The following is a 17,293-nucleotide window of genomic DNA, read 5'->3' as shown; positions in this document are numbered from 1 at the left end:
TCCTGAGTTTTTCAATGGCTGTGGCGTCATCTCCCATTGGCAGCGCGACAGGTACGTCTTCAATACTAAAAATCCTAACCGATAAGTGAGGCTGGCTAAACCGACCCCTCCTGCACTTCGTCCAGCAGCCAATTTTTCAGGGCCAGCGCACCCTCGGAAAGGTGCTCATCCTCGCGCCCCACCAGATAGAAGTTGTTCGGGGCGGGAATGCTGAACTCTTCAAGTGCCACCAGTTTACCCGAGCTGAGCATCGGTTGAACCAGACGCTTCCACCCCAGCGCCAGACCGGCGCCTTTGCGCGCGACCTGCAGGGCCAGCGCATAACTATTGACCCGAGATTGCGCCGGTATATTGCCGGTAAACCCAAGTTCGTGAAACCATTCTGGCCAAGTGGTCCATGTGTTGTCCTTGGTTTCCAGATGGATCAGCCGATGCTGCGTCAGATCGCTGAGGCTGGCCCCCTTCAGCTCAGTGGCCATTTCGGGGCTGCACACAGGGGTCAGAGTGTCGCGAAAAAGCTTTGTATGCGGCAGTGAGGAATTAGGGTCCTGTCCGTAGCGGATGAAGAAATCCAGATCGGGGCGATCCACAAAGGCTGTGTCCTGCGCCATCTGGTTCACTTTCACCTGCGGATGGTCCTGCCAGAACCGGATGACGGAGGGCGACAACCATAAGGCGGCAACTGCGGTGGTCGACCCGACGGTTGCATGGTTTTCGGAATCACCGGTGCGAATTTGCTCCAGCACTTTGGAGACCTTGAGGAAGGATGTGCCCAGAACCTTATGCAGCGCCGCGCCATCTTCGGTCAGTTCAACACCCCGATGTTTGCGAACAAAAAGCGGCGCGCTCAGTTCGGTCTCCAGCGCCTTGATCTGGTGGCTGACCGCGCCGGGGGTAACGGAAAGCTCGCTTGCGGCTTCCTTAAAGCTCAGATGGCGTGCGGCTGCTTCAAAGGCGGACAGGGTCGCAAGAGGGGGCAGGTTGTAGTGGCGTCGTGACATAGATGCTGCGTTGCCTTGGGCTTAACTTGAGCTTGCTTCAACCGAATATGAGAAATTTTGCAATTGAAAACCATGTTTTTTTCTGCAGCTTTGACCATGGTTTCGAAACCGGCAAATCACAATGATGGGAAGCCAGATGAACACACAAGTCGCGCGCCTTGTCAGAAAAACGGAACTGAGCCCGGACACCTCGGATTTTTGTTTCGAAATTCTCAATGGCCGGTTCACCAGCCTTGAGCCCGGCGCGCATGTGGATGTCCATCTGAGTGACGATCTGGTGCGCCAATACTCGCTGTGGAGCTGGAGCCAGGATGGCCGCATGCTCAACGTCGCTGTCAAACGCGAGGATGACGGGCGTGGAGGGTCTCGGACCATGCACGAATTGGAGGAGGGCGTCGAGCTTGCCATTGGCGGGCCGCGAAATCACTTCCCGCTGGAAAACCATGACCGACACGTCACCCTGATCGCAGGCGGGATCGGTGCCACCCCACTGGTGGCAATGGCGCGCGAGTTGCTCAACAGCGGACAGGATTTTCGGGTCTACTATCTTGTGCGGTCCCGGGCTTACGCCGCGATGGACAAACAGTTCCGGGCATTGGGATTGGATGAATGGTATCACTTGCATTGCGACGATACCGACGGCCCGTTCGATCTGGCAGGGGTGATGCAATCCATGCCGATGGGGGCTGACGTCTATACCTGCGGCCCCGAACCGATGCTAAACGCTGTGTTGGAAGCTGGCACCGCTCTGCGCGGCGGCGCGATCCATTTCGAACGGTTTGCCCCCGCATCGGATATCGAACACGCGCCCAATGACAGCTTTGAAGTTGAGGTTCAGTCCACCGGAACCGTTTACACGGTATCAAAGGATGAAACGATCCTTGAGGTCCTCAAAACCAACGGCGTCCATGTGGATTTCGGATGCTCTGAAGGGCTCTGCGGCTCTTGCATGGTCGACGTGATCGAAGGTGAAGTGGATCATCGCGATGGCATTTTGACACCCGAAGAACAGGCCACAAACAGCTATCTTTGTACTTGTGTATCGCGCGCAAAATCCAATCGCCTGGTGCTAGCGCTGTAGTAAAAGGCACGCTCCGGACGCGCATCGTTTCGACATTTTGGGTCAGACCCGCCACAGCAATCTGCTTCTCACAGACATTGCCGTCCAACTCCTTGGGCGCAGACAGATCCAGTACTAAGCTCGCATCGTCGATTGTGCCTTTTCTGTCGAGGCCACCATTAGCGGAACGATGAGCCGAGTAAGCAGGTGATGCGGATACTTTGCCCTTCTTCATCGTTAGCGCTGTTAATAGCCGACAACCGCTCAGTAGGCGGGTTGGGCGACGCGCTTGCCTTGGAAGGCAATATGGCGACCCCACTTCTCAAACGGATGGAAAGTGCTGACCTTCTACGACGGCTTCGCAACCCGCGAGACGAACGCGGCAAGACCATGCCGAGTTAAGTGTGCTGCGAAATCGGATTCTGACGCTCGTGGCGCGTTTGTGTTCAAGCGTCTGATCGGAGAAAAGCCGAACGCTCAATCGGTTCTTTTTTTATTTCTAAGTTGATAGGGGGTTTCACCGAATTCCGCCTTGAAACACCTTGAGAAATGGCTTGGCGTTTCAAATCCTGTGGCCAAGGCGACGTCGATGATCGGCTGCGACGACTGAATGAGCAGCCGATATGCTTCTCTCAATCGAATTTTCCGATAATGCTGTTTTGGAGTGATACCTAGATACTTCTTGAACAACCGCTCGATTTGCCTTCTCGAAATACCGGCCTGATCCGCCAGAACGGCTGGCGACACGGGTTCTTCGATCTGTTCTTCCATCGCGGCGATTACGCGCGACACGGTGCGGTTTGGTACAGTCAGACTGTTGGGGATGCTTGTGTCCACGGACTTCTGAAGCTGCCTCAGCGGCGTATAGCACATGCATTCCGCGACACTGCTGGCAAAGTCCGTGCCATGCTCCTGCTCGATGAAGTCCAGAAATAGGTCGATGGCGGAAACGCCGCCTGAGCTGGAGCAGCGCAGGGTATCAGAAACATGGGTCTGCCGGCTTAGTTCCACCCGCGGATGAGTTTCCTTGAAACCGACTCGATACCAGGAGTGAATTGCAGCGGTTGCGCCGTCCATCAACCCTGCCTCAGCCATCAGTATAGCCCCGGTGCCTAGCCCGGTTACGCGCACGTTGCCACGTGCCAGACGCGCAAGGCCGACTTCTAGCTCGAAACTGTCCAGCCCAAAGACGTGCTCGCCAGAAACTACGACAATGTCCCGGGCTGATGGGACATCCTTCAGCGCAACATCAACATCGACTTCGCATCCAACACTGGACCGAACAGCCTGTTTCGTGGTGCCACAAAGCGTCCAGTCAAAAATCCTCTGATCCGCAACAAGGTTCGCGTTTTGCAGCGTCTCAATAGCGGAAATCAGCGACAAATGCGAAAAATGCGGCAGCAAAACAAAGTGAAACAGATGCGGTTTCGGGCCGGAATCTGTAGCTGGGCGGTCATGTGAAACAGACGGTTTCATTCAGGTCAAGAGCGTGATTTGTTGTTTTTCTTCAATACTGATCGATCCTGTCAGCTTAGTCCAGCGAGTGTTACCTGATCCATCCGCTCAACTACCGGCTCTATAGCGGGACAGAAAAGTTTTGACGCAATCCTCAATCGTTTCCCGCTGACTGGAATATCTTGGATCAGGTTCTCCCATCAGAAGAATGGGCCAAAAGATCAACCCATACAGCATAGAGAGGAGCTGAATTGAGGCCTGGTCGGCATTTCCAGTCGCCAATGCTCCGTTTTCCATCGCACCTTCGATAAGCTCGTAGACCTGCTGCGTTTGTTCCAGTGCGATGTGAATGACTCTTTTGGCAAGTTCGCGGTCGTGAAGGTACTCGGGCAACAGAATTGTCATCAGGTCCAGAAACTCGCGGTCTGTAACGGTTCTGAAATGTATTTCCACCGCCTCGATCAACTGGGTTTCGATCGGCACATCGGGCTGGAAAGGCGTCGATGGGATATCGGACAGTTTGCCAAGAGCTGTTTCAATTATGGATTCAAAAAGTGCCTCTTTGCCAGCGAAGTGCTTATAAAGCGTTCGGGTCGAGACTTTTGCCCGCTGTGCGATTCGCTCAATCCGCGCGCCGTCATAGCCCTTTTGAACAAACTCCTCCATTGATGCACGGAGAATGTCCTTTTTTTTCCTATCGCTAAGTGTCTCGCCCATTCCGTTCTCGAGTAAAGTAAAAATTTTCTTTTTCTGCGTATGTTTTTTTGGTATGCGTGTGCATACCGTAGTGCACATACGGTTAACCTAAACTGCATGTGGGGTGCTGTTTAGCCAAGTCCCGGTATCGGTTCTCTGTTCCTTTTTTCCCGACATTCGCATGAGCCATCACGCAACGAAAGGGGAGAGTGCGCCGTTTTTTTGGAGGAAACCGGGTGAATGGCTTGGATTCGAAGGATTCCACCTGCGGAAACTGGAGGAGAAGAACTAGATGAGCAACTTTCAAACCGATAGCATTGTCTTTTTCGGAGATAGCTACACGGATGGTGGGCGACTGACACAATTGGTGTCAGCGGCAACGGGTCTTGGCTTTAACCCACTTTTGAATCCGGAGATATTTACCGAAGGTCAGGCAAATAACGGGTTCAACTATGCCAATTTTTTGCCCGCAGAACTGGGGCTGGATGACAGCAACGTACAGAATTTCGCGGTCAGCGGAGCGCGCGCTTTGGTTGACCGCGATGTGGCAGAATTCCTTAGTGCAGTTGGTTTAGAAACCGATCCGGATGCACCGGAATCGTCCGTCAGGGTTGATCTGGACGCTCAGGTTTCGGACTATCTGGCTTCGTTGCCGGAGGGTGAGGCCCCGGAAAATGCGACGGCGTCCCTTTTCATGGGCATCAATGACGTGAACGCGCCGGATTACCCTGTCATCGGTGATTCAGTGGAAGCTGATGCCAAGGCGTATGGTGACCGGTTGTTTGATGAGGTCCAACGCCAGGCCGAGCGTCTTGCGGACGCGGGCGTCGATAACCTGATCCTCTACACTATACCCAAACAGGGCGATCTGCCGCTACAGTTTGGCTTTTTCCCAGCCGATGTTCTCGCCGCATCTGACATCGCATCTGCGCATTTCAATGACCGACTGTTGAACGAGGTTAACACCTTCGAAGATCTTGGACTGAACGTAAAGTTGATTGATTTCGCTGAACTGTTTGACGAGGTGCGTGGGGACTCTACCACGTTCGGCTTCCAGACATTCGACGATCCGCAAACTCTGGACTTTGCAAACTTCCATCCCGCAGTGGATGGTATCCCCGAAGATCAGATCGCTATGACGGATGTCATCCACCCGGCAGAAAAGTTCAACGAGGCTATGCTGAAGTTCGAGTTGGGCGTGCTGAACGGCAACAGCGAGATCGGCACTTCTGGCTCGGACTTCCTGAAAGGTACGAAAAGCAAGGACATGATCCTTGGTCGCGACGGTAGCGACTTCATCAATCTGGGCCGCGGTGACGATGTCGGTCTGGGCGGTCTGGGTGCTGACATCATTAAGGGTGACCGTGGCGACGATCTGATCTCTGGCGGCAGTGGTGCTGACCTGTTGAAAGGCGGTCGTGGCGACGACGTGATCGCGGATGGGGCCGGTGACGACCGTACTATAGGTGGCCGCGGCGACGACGTTCTGATTGATGGACTGGGGTCAGACGTACATTTGGGTTGTCGCGGCAACGACGTGTTCATCTTTACCGAACAGTCGCTGTATGGTGCTGATAACTCAGCGGATAGCAATCTGTTCGTCGGCGGCAGAGGAGACGATCATCTGTTGCTGCGCCTGGAAGAGGACACGGCAGCCGCCTACGAGGCCGGTGACATCAGCCTTGAGGATCTCGGTATCAAGGCACGCGGCATCGAGAGTGTCGAAATCGTTGTCGGTCTGGACCTTCCGGAATACCTCGTGGACAACGCGCTTGTCGCAGACGCGCAGGACTGGGGTTTCGTATAAAACTCGACACGTCAAAAGCGGAGCCCTACCTAATTGGGGCCCCGTAACTTTTTGGGCATTGGACTGTACTAAATTGCATCTCGCTTGAACGAGATATGTTAAGGTGTTCGAAAATGCACAAGGACATGTGAAGACGGGAAAATGGACATGTTCTTGGTAAAATGCTTATTGCAAATTTAAATCTGGAACTTCATGAAAGCAGAGTGCCGCGGAGTGTCAGTTCGACATATGCGCTCTCTGTAGTGCCCCACCAGACCAAAAACGCCATGGATCCTGCACGGTTCGAAACGCCAACCAACGCACGACCCTAATTTAAGACACAAGACACCGAGCGGAGACGCAAAAGATGCTCAGAACCCGAGGCTTCCTGTTTACGTCATTGGCTGTATTGCTTTCCGGATTAACATCATTGGCGGCTGCGCAATCAAGCAACCCCGTGCCGGTGACAGTTGTTACGCTGGAAGCGCAAGATGTGACGCTGTTTTCCGAACTGCCAGGCCGTGTTGCCGCGTTGGGAGTGGCCGAGGTTAGGCCGCAAGTTTCCGGGATTGTCGTTGAGCGCCTGTTCCAGGAGGGGGGGACGGTCGAGGAAGGCGATGCGATGTATCGCATCGACGACGGCGTCTATGATGCTCAGGTTCAGCAGGCCAGCGCGAGTGTCGCTCAGGCTGAGGCCCGTTTGACGGCGGCTGAAAAGGAAGAAAAACGCGTGGCAGAGTTGCTCTCGCGCAATGTGGCCAGCCAACAGGCAGTCGATAGCGCCGTGGCCGAGAGGGACGCAGCACGGGCCGCGTTGCTGGTGGCTAAGGCGCAGCTTCAAACCGCAAAAATCGACCTCCAGCATACAGTTGTTCGCGCGCCACTTTCAGGCCGCGTCGGTCGGGCTCTGGCAACGCAAGGCGCGCTTGTCACTGCGCAACAGGCGGAACCGCTGGCGGTTATCCGGCAGATTGAACAGGTGTACGTGGACGTCGCCGTCTCGACTCAGGATGTGCTGCGATTCAACAGAGCCATTGCATCGCAAACAGCAGCGCTGCAGTCGATCGACCCGACAGTGACAGTGTCGCTGGCGGACGGGTCGACCTTTGATCAGACCGGAACGGTTCTTGCAGCCGAGCCGCAAGTTGATCCGCAGACGGGTGTTTCAGTTCTGCGGATCGAATTCCCCAACCCCAATCAGATTGTTCTGCCGGGCATGTATGTCACGGCGCATCTTCCGGTCGAAGTTCTGCGGGGCGCGGTACTTGCCCCCCAGCAGGGTGTTGCGCGCAACAGGCGCGGGCAGCCAACAGCGATGGTTGTGGACGAGAACAATACCGTGACCGAGCGAATTCTGACTGTTCGAGGAACCGAGGGCAACAAATGGATCGTAACTGACGGTCTTGAGGCCGGTGACAAACTGATTGTTGCGGGACTGCAAAAGATCGGGGTCGGTGTGACGGTTGCGCCAACTGAGGAACCCGATTCCTGAACCGCCCTGCCGGATTGAAACGCTCAGTGACCCGCAAACAGATGTGAAAGCTCCCCATGGCACGTTTCTTTATCGACCGACCTGTTTTCGCATGGGTCATCTCTATCCTGCTAATGGGCATCGGCACATTGGCTGTCTTCAACTTGCCCGTTGCGCAATATCCGCAGATCGCCCCTCCGACGGTTGAGGTCACCGCGTCGTATTCCGGAGCGTCCGCCGAAACCGTAAACAACACCGTGACGCAGGTGATCGAAGAGCAGATGACCGGGCTGGATGGGTTGCGATACATCAACTCGTCTTCGACATCGACCGGATCATCGACGGTGACGCTGACCTTTGAAACCGGTACCGACCCGGACATTGCGCAGGTGCAGGTGCAGAACAAGCTGAGCCAGGCAACCCCGCTGTTGCCGGAAACTGTTCAACGGCAAGGGGTTACCGTTGAGAAATCCTCGGGCGGGTTCCTTCTGGTCGCGGCGCTTGTTTCAACCGATGATCGGCTCGATGCGGTGGATTTGTCTGACTACATGGTGTCGAACATGGTCGACGAATTCAGCCGTTTGGAGGGTGTCGGCAACGTTCAGGTTTTTGGTGCGCAATATGCGATGCGGATCTGGCTGAACCCCGAACAGTTGGCGGCATTCGAACTGACACCTACGGACATCGTGCAGGCTGTGTCGGAAGAAAACGCCCAAGTCTCGGCCGGGTCTTTCGGTGCATTGCCTGCTGTCGAAGGGCAGGCCCTGAACGCCACGATCACGGCCCAATCGCTGCTGTCCACGCCTGAGGATTTTGAACAGATCGTGGTGCGGGCAGAAACCGACGGTGGTCTTGTATTGCTGCGTGACGTGGCGCGGGTCGAGATCGGGGCCGAAAGCTATACCACATCCGCGTGGTTCAACGGGAAGCCCACTGCAGGCATGGCCATCCGGCTTGCCTCGGGCGCAAACGCGCTGGATACGGCCGAGCGGGTGAAGCACAAGCTGGACGAGGTTTCGGCCTTTTTCCCCGACGGTGTGGAATACGTCGTGCCCTACGACACGACACCGTTTGTCGAGATTTCGATCGAAGAAGTGGTCCACACTCTGATCGAGGCGATCGTTCTGGTCTTCCTCGTCATGTTCCTGTTCCTGCAAAGCCTGCGCGCAACAATCATTCCGACCCTCGCTGTGCCGGTCGTGCTGTTGGGAACGTTTGCGATCATCTCGGCCTTTGGCTTCACGATCAACACGTTGACCATGCTCGCAATGGTTCTGGCCATCGGTCTGCTGGTGGATGACGCCATCGTCGTGGTCGAAAACGTCGAACGGATTATGGAGGAAGAGGGGCTGTCCCCCTATGAGGCCACCAAGAAATCCATGGGTCAGATCACCGGCGCACTGGTCGGGATCGCCCTGGTGCTGTCCGCCGTGTTCATCCCGATGGCGTTTTTTGGCGGCTCTACCGGGGTCATATACCAACAATTCTCGATCACCATCGTCTCGGCCATGATGCTGTCGGTTGTGGTGGCGCTGACCCTGACGCCTGCCCTGTGCGCGACGCTGCTGCGCAAACCAGATCATGACAAACGCAATCGGGGCTTGTTCGGATGGTTCAACCGCGGCTTCGACAAACTGACCGAGAGCTATTCGTCTCTGGTCGGGTTTTCGATCCGGCGTCCGCTGCGCGTGGGGCTGATCTATCTGCTGATCGGTGCCGCCATGGTGTTCCTGTTTGCCCGCACGCCGACCGGCTTTTTGCCTGAAGAGGATCAAGGCATCCTGTTCACTCTGGTTCAGGGCCCAACCGGGTCCACCGCTGAGGCCACCGAGGCCGTGCTGGAAGAGATCGAACAATACTACATGGAAAACGAGGCGGAGAATGTTGCCTCGGTCTTTACCGTGCGCGGTTTCAGCTTTTCCGGTTTGGGCCAGAACATGGGTCTGGCCTTTATCAGCCTGAAGGATTGGGACGAGCGAAAGACCCCGGATCGCAGCGCTCAGGCCATTGCGGGCCGGGCTTTTGGAGCATTTTCACAGATTCAGGAAGCCTTCGTGTTTCCTGTCGTGCCTCCAGCGGTGATTGAACTTGGTAACGTCAGCGGCTTCGATTTCTACCTGCAGGCCCGTGATGGCCAAAGCCATGAGGAACTGATGCAGGCGCGAAATCAACTGATGGGTCTTGCCGCGCAAAGCGAGACCATCGGCTCCATCCGCCCAAACGGGCTTGAGGACGCAGCCCAGTTCAACATCAATCTGGACTGGCGCGCCGCTGGTGCGATGGGACTGTCCGCACAGGAAGTCGGCGAGCTTCTGTCTGTAGCATGGGCCGGTCGTTACGTGAACGACTTCCTCGATCGAGGTCGGATCAAGCGCGTCTACGTTCAGGGCGATGCCCCCTATCGCATGGTCCCCGAGGATATCGAGGCCTGGCGGGTCCGCAACGATTCAGGCGGGCTGGTACCGCTGTCGAACTTCTCTTCTGCGAACTGGCAATTCGGTCCGCAGGGGCTGTATCGTTATAACGGCTTGTCGGCCATTCAGCTGCAGGGCAGCCCTGCACCAGGGTTCACCACTGGTGAAGCCATGGCCGAGATCGAAGCGCTGGCGCAGCAATTGCCGCCAGGCTACCAAATCGCCTGGACGGGCCTGTCGCTAGAGGAACGGGAATCCGGGGATCAGGCGGGGATGCTTTATGCATTGTCCCTTGCTGCCGTGTTCCTGTGTCTTGCGGCGCTATATGAAAGTTGGACCATTCCATTTGCGGTGATGCTGGCGATGCCAATTGGTGTCACCGGATCACTGGTCGGGGCCTGGCTCGGTGGGTTCGAAAACGGCGTGTATTTTCAGGTCGCGCTACTGACGGTAATCGGCCTGACCGGCAAGAACGCAATCCTGATCGTCGAGTTCGCCCGCGACAAGGTCGCCGCCGGAGAGCCGTTGCTGCAGGGGGTAAAGGACGCCGCGCATCAGAGGTTCAGGCCAATCCTTATGACCTCGATGGCGTTCTCATTGGGGGTTCTGCCGCTGGTCCTGTCCTCGGGCGCGGGGGCAGGGGGACGCACGGCGATGGGGTCTGGCGTGATGGGCGGTGTCATTTCGGCCACTGTCCTTGGCGTTGTCTTTGTGCCGGTCTTCTTTGTGATGATCTACCGCGTGGCCAGACGCGTAACGGCTGACTGAAAAAAGGCGCTACCCGAAGTCTTGGGCAGCGCCAGTAAGTCACAACTGACAGGGAGACAGTTGTTCAGTTCGGAGGGAGCTCAGATGCGAGTCGTCAGATGTGGACGTAAAGCTCGTCCCCTTCCTGCGAGACGTCAAAGCGGCGCGTCTTGATGGACGAGTCCACCAGAAACTCGCCGCTGCGGATGTCGAATTCCCAGCCGTGCCAGGCACAGCGGACGATTTCACCAGCGCGGTCATAGACGAACTCGGTCGAGTCGGTTTCACGGGTGGTGCCGCAAACCGGCCCTTCGCACAGGGCGGCACCCTTGTGGGGACAGATGTTCAGCAGGGCGTGATAGCCGTCATCCAGTTTGAACACTCCGATGGGCATGTTCGATACGGTCACGATTTTGGCCGCGTCGGTGGGAACCTCATCGGTTTTGCAGGCGAAATGCTTGTTTGCCATGGTCGAAGGCTCCTTCTTTATTCAGCAGCGTGCGCCATCGGGCGCGGCAGGCGGGTGTAGACGTCCAGAGCGTTGAGCCCGAAAATCTTCTCGCGCCATGCAGGCGGGACGTGCAGTTTGTTGACGTCGTCGTAATCCCAGTGCGGATAGTCCGACGCAAACATCAAGGTGTTTTCGCCATCCATCGCCTCAAGCGTAGCCCACAGGTGCTGGATGTTTTGGGGCTGCTCCAGCGGTTGGGTCGACATACGGATGTTCGACTTGAAGTACTCGGACGGCAGACGCTTGAGCCACGGCGTTTCTTTGCGCAGCGCCTTGTAGTTCGCGTCCAGACGCCACAGAACCGACGGCACCCAGGCGACGCCACATTCGATGATCACCACTTTCAACTCGGGCCATTTCTCGAACACGCCATGAGCGATCAGGCTGGCCATGTGGGTCATTGCCGTCTGTGGCAGGATCGCGTGGGTTTCCCAGAAGAAGGTCGAAGGCCCGGCCCCAACAGGGTTTGAGTTGATGCCACCCTGTCCACCAAGGTGCATGGCAAACGGCAGGCCCATTTCGGCACAGGCTTCGTAGATCGGGTGATAGAACGGGTCGCCATAGGGGCGCGCGGCGCCGTGGCTCACCAAGACTTGAACAATGCGAGGATGACCGCCAACGCGGCGAATTTCAGCAGCGGCGAGGTGCGGATCCTGCGGTGCAACCACGATTGAACCCCAGAACCGCTCGTCCTTGGGCAGCCAGTAATCGATCATGTAGTCGTTATAGGCTTTGCACAGCGCATTAGCGTAATAGGGGTTGGCCAGTGTCGAGGCTTCGATCGGCTCGTCGCCGGTCAGAATCGCAACGTCGATATTGTATTTATCAAGATGCTTTTCTTTCATGATCAGATAGTTATCATCTTCCTCAACCGGGTTCACATCATGGCGGGCAAAGCCCTCGGGGTGGAACCAGGGACGGTGGCCGTGGGGGAAGGCGCCGCGCGGGCCGGTCCGCTCGCCACGGACGAACATGTCCTTGAAAAGGCCTTCCATATAGGGTTCCAGAACCGTGGCGCTGCACCAATAATTGTGGCAGTCGCAATCGACGATGAACATGAACTTCTCCTGTTGCTGGCGCCAAAAGGGCGGGCTTTTTAGCTTGTTCAACGACGCTTGATATCTGCGAATTTTTGACAAATAAATACAATTGAAACTCATCTATCAATCGAGATTTCCGATTAAATGAACCGTCAGTTGTTAGTGACCTACATGGATGTTCTGGAGACGCGGAACTTCAACCGCACCGCCGAACGTCTGAATGTGACCCAATCTACGGTCAGCGCCCGCATCCGCCAGTTGGAGCAAGAGTTGGACACGCGCCTGTTCGAGCGCGGGCGGGGCGGGGCCGAACCCACGGCTGCGGGGCGGCGTTTTGAAACCCATTGCCGGTCACTGCTGGCGGCGTGGAGCCTGGCGCGGCGCGATGTCGAGGCTGGTGGCGGTGGCAACAGGCAGCGTTTGCGGATTTCGGTTCAGTTTAGCCTCGCACGATCCGTGCTGATCGACTGGACCAAAGTGGTCCGGGAACGCACCCCGCATCTGGACCTGTATCTCGAGGCGAACTTCTCGCAGCAGATTCAGCGGGATGTTCTGACTGGCGAGACCGATATCGGCATCGTTTTTGTCCCGCAGCAGGCACCGGACATGTTTGTCAGTGAATTGGGCAGCGAAAGCTATGTCATGCTGTCCACCGATTGTAACCAGGTCCAGGATGTCCCCTGGTCGCGCTACATCCAAGTCGCCTACACATCCTATTTCGACCGCCAGCATGACGAGGCCTTTTCGGATCAGCCTCAAAGCTCGACCCTGGTGGGCAGTGATGATCTTGCGCTGGATTTCCTGAAAGCCAACGGTGGAACCGCCTATTTCCCGGGCTTTGCCGCCCCGGGTCTGTGCGCCGAGTATCCGACATTGCAACGGGTAACGGATGCTCCGGTGATCCCGCAGCCCATCTATTCCATCGTACATGTGCGCAAACGCCACGACCCGCTTGTGGCGCAGGCCGTCACGCTGTTCAAAGAACTGATCCAGTACCGATCAATCGTTTTAACCGATTAATACCGCAATTCTGCGCCGTTTTTCAGTTCCACCGCACCATTATCCTCGCGCGAACCCTATTCTGGAGGTTTCCGCAAGATGCTCGTCGCGACGGACAGTCCGTTTTCCCTGAGTTCAGCCAATAACCAGCCCTGCTACGCGGGCGGGCCAGCCACTTTGACCTGCAAAGCGGTGATCGACGAAACGCATGACAGCAAGACATTCGTTTTCGAAGACACACAAAGCCGCAGTTTCGACTTCAAGCCCGGCCAGTACGTGACCTTCTGTTTTGAGATTGAGGGCAAGCAGCATGTGCGCGCCTATTCGATCTCGTCCACGCCGACCCGGCCCCACAACATTCAGGTCACCGTCAAACGCGTTCCGGGCGGGGTGGTGTCCAACTATTTGAATGACCAGATGAAACCGGGGATGGAGCTTGAGATCGCCGACATCACCGGCGGCTTCAACTGGGTGGATATCCCCAGCGACAAACCTCTGTTCCTGTCCGGTGGATCGGGCGTCACTCCGGTCATGTCGATGCTGCAATACGTCACTGACGTGACCCTGCCCAAAGACATCGTCTTTGTGCATTTCGCGCGCTCACCGAAAGACATCATTTTCCGCGATCAGCTGGAGTTTCTTGACCGACGTTTTGCCAATGTGGCCGTCCACATGATCGTGGATGAGGCCGAAGACGGGTTCGTGGGCGAAACCGGTCAGATTTCGTCTGATCTGCTTCAGCGCCTTGTGCCCGATCACGCCGAGCGCAGCATTTTCATGTGCGGCCCCGAAGGTTTCATGAGAGCGGCCCGCGACGTGGCCTCGGTCATCCCGTTTGCTGCGGTGCACGAGGAAAGCTTTGGCGAGAAGATCACCATCGAAGAAAGCACCGGTACCGGGGGTGAGGTCTATTTCTCGCTTAGCGGTCTGCATGGTCACGCCGCCGAAGGCGAAACCCTGCTTGAAGCCGCGCTGAATGCCGGGGTTTGGATCGATTCCGCCTGTCAGCAGGGTGTTTGCGGCAACTGCAAAGTGCGCCTGACCCAGGGCGATGTCGAAATGCAGGACATGGGCGGGCTGCAGCCCGGCGATACCGAACAGGGCTACGTTCTGGCCTGTTGCAGTTGGCCTAAAGGACCGGTTGCGCTGGACGCGTGACCGGCAAGAAACGCAACAAAAACAAAAGAAAGCGGAACAAACCGTTTCCTCGGAAAATAGGCAATCCAAAGGGAGAACTTAGGATGTCAAACGACGACAATAAAATCGCGGAGCCGTTGACGGATCTGCCGATTAAAACCGCAGATACCGGGTTTTATTCGGGGTTCAGCGTTGACGTGACCGTAACGGCAAAGCTCGCGGTAGGCGGCCTTGTAATTTGGGCGGTCGCCTTCCCCGAGCAGGCCGGAACGGTCCTGTCCGGGTTCAACAGCTTCATCCTGTCCAACTTTGCCAGCTGGTACATCTATGTGATGGCGCTGTTCGTGCTGGTCTGTATCGGATTGGCGATCTGGCCCGCAGCGGGCCGGTTGAAAATCGGCATGGATGACGATGTGCCAGAGTTTTCGAACTTCTCTTGGTTTTCCATGATGTTCGGGGCCGGGATCGGCGTCGGGATGCTGACGTGGGCCGTGGCTGAGCCAGTCTATCACTTCAAGAACAACCCGGATGTGATTCAGGGGCTTGCGACCGGGGCAGGGGCGGACAACGTGCTGAACGCCTATAAATGGTCCTATCTGCACTGGGGCTTCTCGGCCTGGGCGTCTTATGCAATTGCCGGGCTTGGGCTAGGCTACTTTGCCTATCGTCGTGGACTGCCGCTGACCATCCGCTCGTCTCTGACGCCGCTGTTCGGCTCCAGCCTGTCGGGCTGGCTGGGTCATGCCATCGACATCGTTGCGGTAATCGCCACCATTTTGGGTGTCGCGCAAACGTTGGGATTTGGTGTCGAGCAGTTCGTGGCTGGCATGGCACGGATCGGGATCGGCGACTGGCTGCTGAATGACCAAGGCACCGCCTCGTCGGTCGGGATTATCTTTGCCATCGTCGTCATCATGGGTGCATCGACCTTGTCTGCCCTGTCCGGTGTGGGCAAAGGTATCAAGTGGTTGTCGAACCTGAATATGGTTCTGTCCATCTTCCTACTGTCTTTCTTCCTGATCTTCGGCTCGACCTTCTTTGGCCTGCACGCGCTGTTTGTTGGCGTCTGGGAATACCTCCTTGCACTGCCAGGTATGCTGTTCACCGTTTTCCGTGGCGATGGGGCCGGAGGCGTTGCAGATAGTCTCGAAGGCTGGCAGGGTGGCTGGTCGGTATTCTACTGGGCCTGGTGGGTCGCATTCGCACCGTTTGTCGGTCTGTTCCTGGCCCGCATCTCGCGCGGCCGTACCATCCGCGAGTTCGTATTGGGTGCAGTGATCGTGCCCGCGATCATGTGCTTTGTCTGGTTCTCTTTCGCAGGCGGTACAGCAATTGATCTGGAACTGAATGGCGGCGCCAATGACGTCATCTTCAGTGCCTCGGATGGCGACAAGATCTTTGCGATGACAGGCTTCATGCTGGGCGAACTGATGGGCTGGATGATGGCGATCGTGATCGTTGTGCTGCTGATGACCTATCTGGTGACGTCGGCGGACTCGGCGGTGCTGATCGTCAACACCATCAACGCAGCAGGCGATGAAGGCCCGAAAGCGCGGCCTCACATCATCTTCTGGGGTGTAGCCTTGGGCATGGTTGTGGCTGCCCTTCTGCTGGTTGGAGGCCTGAAGGCGATCCAGACCGCGATGGTGATTGGCGCGTTGCCGTTCTCGCTGGTGATGGTCCTGATGTGCATTGCCCTGATCAAGGCGATCTGGCGCGACAGCATTCGGTCTTCGCATGGTGTACAGAGCACCTTTGCTGAAACCGAAGAAGTCAATTAACGAAACAAGGCCAGCCCCCGACGGGCTGGCCAAATCCACGCGGTTAACCGCACAAAAAAACTGCGAGGGCGCATACCCTCGCAGTTTCTGTTTTTCAGGCTGATACGGTTCAGGCTGCCGCGATCTGGCCTGCTTTTTCCACCAGCACCTCGGCCTGACGGATCGAGGCATAGTCGATCAGGCGACCATCCAGTGACACCGCGCCTTTGCCTGCGGCTTCGGCTTCGGCCATGGCAACGAGAATGCGCTGAGCCTTGTTAACCTCGGCATCCGACGGCGACATCACCTCGTTCGCAAGCACGATCTGGCTGGGGTGGATCGCCCATTTGCCTTCGCATCCCAGAACCGCCGCACGTTTGGCTGCGGCGCGATAGCCGTCCGGATCCTGGAAATCACCGAATGGACCGTCAATCGGGCGCAGACCGTTGGCGCGGGCCGCAACCACCATACGCGCCAGCGCATAGTGCCACATGTCACCCCAATGGGTCATACGACCACCATCCGCATCCGCGTCGGTCAGAACCGAATAATCGGGGTTCACGCCACCGATTATGGTCGTCCGCGCGCGGGTCGACGCCGCATAGTCGGCAACGCCGAAATGCAGGCTTTCATTGCGCTTCGAAGCAGCTGCGATCTCGCTGACATTCTGCATACCCAGTGCGGTTTCGATGATGTGCTCGAACCCGATGCGTTTCTTGTATCCCTTGGCGTCCTCGATCTGAGTGACCAGCATATCGACGGCATAGACGTCGGCGGCAGTGCCGACTTTGGGGATCATGATCAGGTCGAGGCCCTCTCCGGCCTGTTCGACCACGTCCACCACATCGCGGTACATATAGTGGGTGTCCAGACCGTTGATCCGCACCGACATGGTCTTGTTACCCCAGTCGATATCGTTCAGCGCTTCGATGATGTTCTTGCGCGCCTGTTCCTTTTCATCTGGCGCAACAGCGTCTTCCAGATCGAGGAAAATGACGTCCACATCCGATTGCGCGGCTTTTTCGAACATACCGGGCTGGCTGCCCGGAACGGCCAGCTCGCTGCGGTTCAGGCGGGCAGGGGCTTGTTCAATGGGATGAAAGCTCATGGTTCGGGTCCTTCAACTTACAGGTTAGGATAGATCGGGAATTTGGCGCAGAGGTCTGCGACCTCGGCTTTGACCTTGGCTTCGACGTCGGCGTTGCCGTCCTCGCCA

The 17,293-nt window shown here is 56.8% G+C and carries 13 protein-coding genes; 7 read left to right on the top strand and 6 right to left on the bottom strand.

What is annotated here, in order from left to right:
• Positions 1-95: 95 nt before the first annotated feature.
• Positions 96-1,001 (bottom strand): LysR substrate-binding domain-containing protein, encoded by a 906-nt coding sequence (locus tag ACR0ER_RS20585; protein WP_480770545.1) that lies wholly within the window; start codon positions 999-1,001, stop codon positions 96-98.
• Between the two features lie 136 nt (positions 1,002-1,137).
• Here ACR0ER_RS20585 and ACR0ER_RS20580 point away from each other — a divergent pair, with 136 nt between their 5' ends.
• The gene (locus ACR0ER_RS20580) at positions 1,138-2,082 is read left to right on the top strand and encodes a PDR/VanB family oxidoreductase (protein WP_480770544.1); all 945 of its coding nucleotides are present in this window, start codon (positions 1,138-1,140) and stop codon (positions 2,080-2,082) included.
• A gap of 456 nt (positions 2,083-2,538) precedes the next feature.
• Here ACR0ER_RS20580 and ACR0ER_RS20575 read toward each other — a convergent pair whose 3' ends face one another.
• Together ACR0ER_RS20575 and ACR0ER_RS20570 are read right to left on the bottom strand one after the other, a co-directional pair.
• A complete protein-coding gene (locus ACR0ER_RS20575; RefSeq protein WP_480770543.1) occupies positions 2,539-3,156 on the bottom strand; it encodes a GlxA family transcriptional regulator in 618 nt (205 codons plus the stop codon).
• Positions 3,157-3,624: 468 nt separating this feature from the next.
• Positions 3,625-4,311: a TetR/AcrR family transcriptional regulator gene (locus ACR0ER_RS20570; protein ID WP_480770542.1), complete on the bottom strand. Its 687-nt coding sequence runs from the start codon at positions 4,309-4,311 to the stop codon at positions 3,625-3,627.
• A gap of 193 nt (positions 4,312-4,504) precedes the next feature.
• Here ACR0ER_RS20570 and ACR0ER_RS20565 point away from each other — a divergent pair, with 193 nt between their 5' ends.
• The 3 genes from ACR0ER_RS20565 to ACR0ER_RS20555 all read left to right on the top strand — a co-directional run bounded on the left by ACR0ER_RS20565 (position 4,505) and on the right by ACR0ER_RS20555 (position 10,651).
• Entirely contained in the window at positions 4,505-6,019 is a 1,515-nt protein-coding gene (locus tag ACR0ER_RS20565) for an SGNH/GDSL hydrolase family protein (protein WP_480770541.1), read from the top strand.
• Positions 6,020-6,365: 346 nt separating this feature from the next.
• Positions 6,366-7,490, top strand: a complete 1,125-nt coding sequence (locus ACR0ER_RS20560; protein WP_480770540.1) for an efflux RND transporter periplasmic adaptor subunit — start codon at positions 6,366-6,368, stop codon at positions 7,488-7,490.
• Positions 7,491-7,546: 56 nt separating this feature from the next.
• A complete protein-coding gene (locus ACR0ER_RS20555) occupies positions 7,547-10,651 on the top strand; it encodes an efflux RND transporter permease subunit (RefSeq protein ID WP_480770539.1) in 3,105 nt (1,034 codons plus the stop codon).
• Positions 10,652-10,745: 94 nt separating this feature from the next.
• Here the strand turns inward: ACR0ER_RS20555 and ACR0ER_RS20550 are convergent, their stop codons facing one another.
• Positions 10,746-11,099, bottom strand: a complete 354-nt coding sequence (locus ACR0ER_RS20550; protein ID WP_480770538.1) for a Rieske (2Fe-2S) protein — start codon at positions 11,097-11,099, stop codon at positions 10,746-10,748.
• A gap of 17 nt (positions 11,100-11,116) precedes the next feature.
• On the bottom strand, positions 11,117-12,199 hold the full coding sequence (locus tag ACR0ER_RS20545; protein ID WP_480770537.1) for an amidohydrolase family protein: 1,083 nt from the start codon (positions 12,197-12,199) through the stop codon (positions 11,117-11,119).
• Positions 12,200-12,325: 126 nt separating this feature from the next.
• On the opposite strand from ACR0ER_RS20545, the gene ACR0ER_RS20540 reads away from it, so the two are divergent.
• The 3 genes from ACR0ER_RS20540 to ACR0ER_RS20530 all read left to right on the top strand — a co-directional run bounded on the left by ACR0ER_RS20540 (position 12,326) and on the right by ACR0ER_RS20530 (position 16,098).
• On the top strand, positions 12,326-13,201 hold the full coding sequence (locus ACR0ER_RS20540) for a LysR family transcriptional regulator (RefSeq protein WP_480770536.1): 876 nt from the start codon (positions 12,326-12,328) through the stop codon (positions 13,199-13,201).
• Between the two features lie 78 nt (positions 13,202-13,279).
• Positions 13,280-14,338, top strand: coding sequence for an FAD-binding oxidoreductase (locus tag ACR0ER_RS20535; RefSeq protein ID WP_480770535.1), 1,059 nt, complete (start codon positions 13,280-13,282; stop codon positions 14,336-14,338).
• A gap of 83 nt (positions 14,339-14,421) precedes the next feature.
• On the top strand, positions 14,422-16,098 hold the full coding sequence (locus ACR0ER_RS20530; RefSeq protein WP_480770534.1) for a BCCT family transporter: 1,677 nt from the start codon (positions 14,422-14,424) through the stop codon (positions 16,096-16,098).
• Positions 16,099-16,207: 109 nt separating this feature from the next.
• Here the strand turns inward: ACR0ER_RS20530 and ACR0ER_RS20525 are convergent, their stop codons facing one another.
• Entirely contained in the window at positions 16,208-17,185 is a 978-nt protein-coding gene (locus ACR0ER_RS20525) for an HpcH/HpaI aldolase/citrate lyase family protein (RefSeq protein WP_480770533.1), read from the bottom strand.
• Between the last annotated feature and the right edge of the window lie 108 nt (positions 17,186-17,293).

The organism is Ruegeria sp. CH8 (assembly GCF_056536985.1).
The sequence above is the reverse complement of the archived record's forward strand: the minus strand, read 5'-3'. Positions and strand labels throughout refer to the sequence as shown.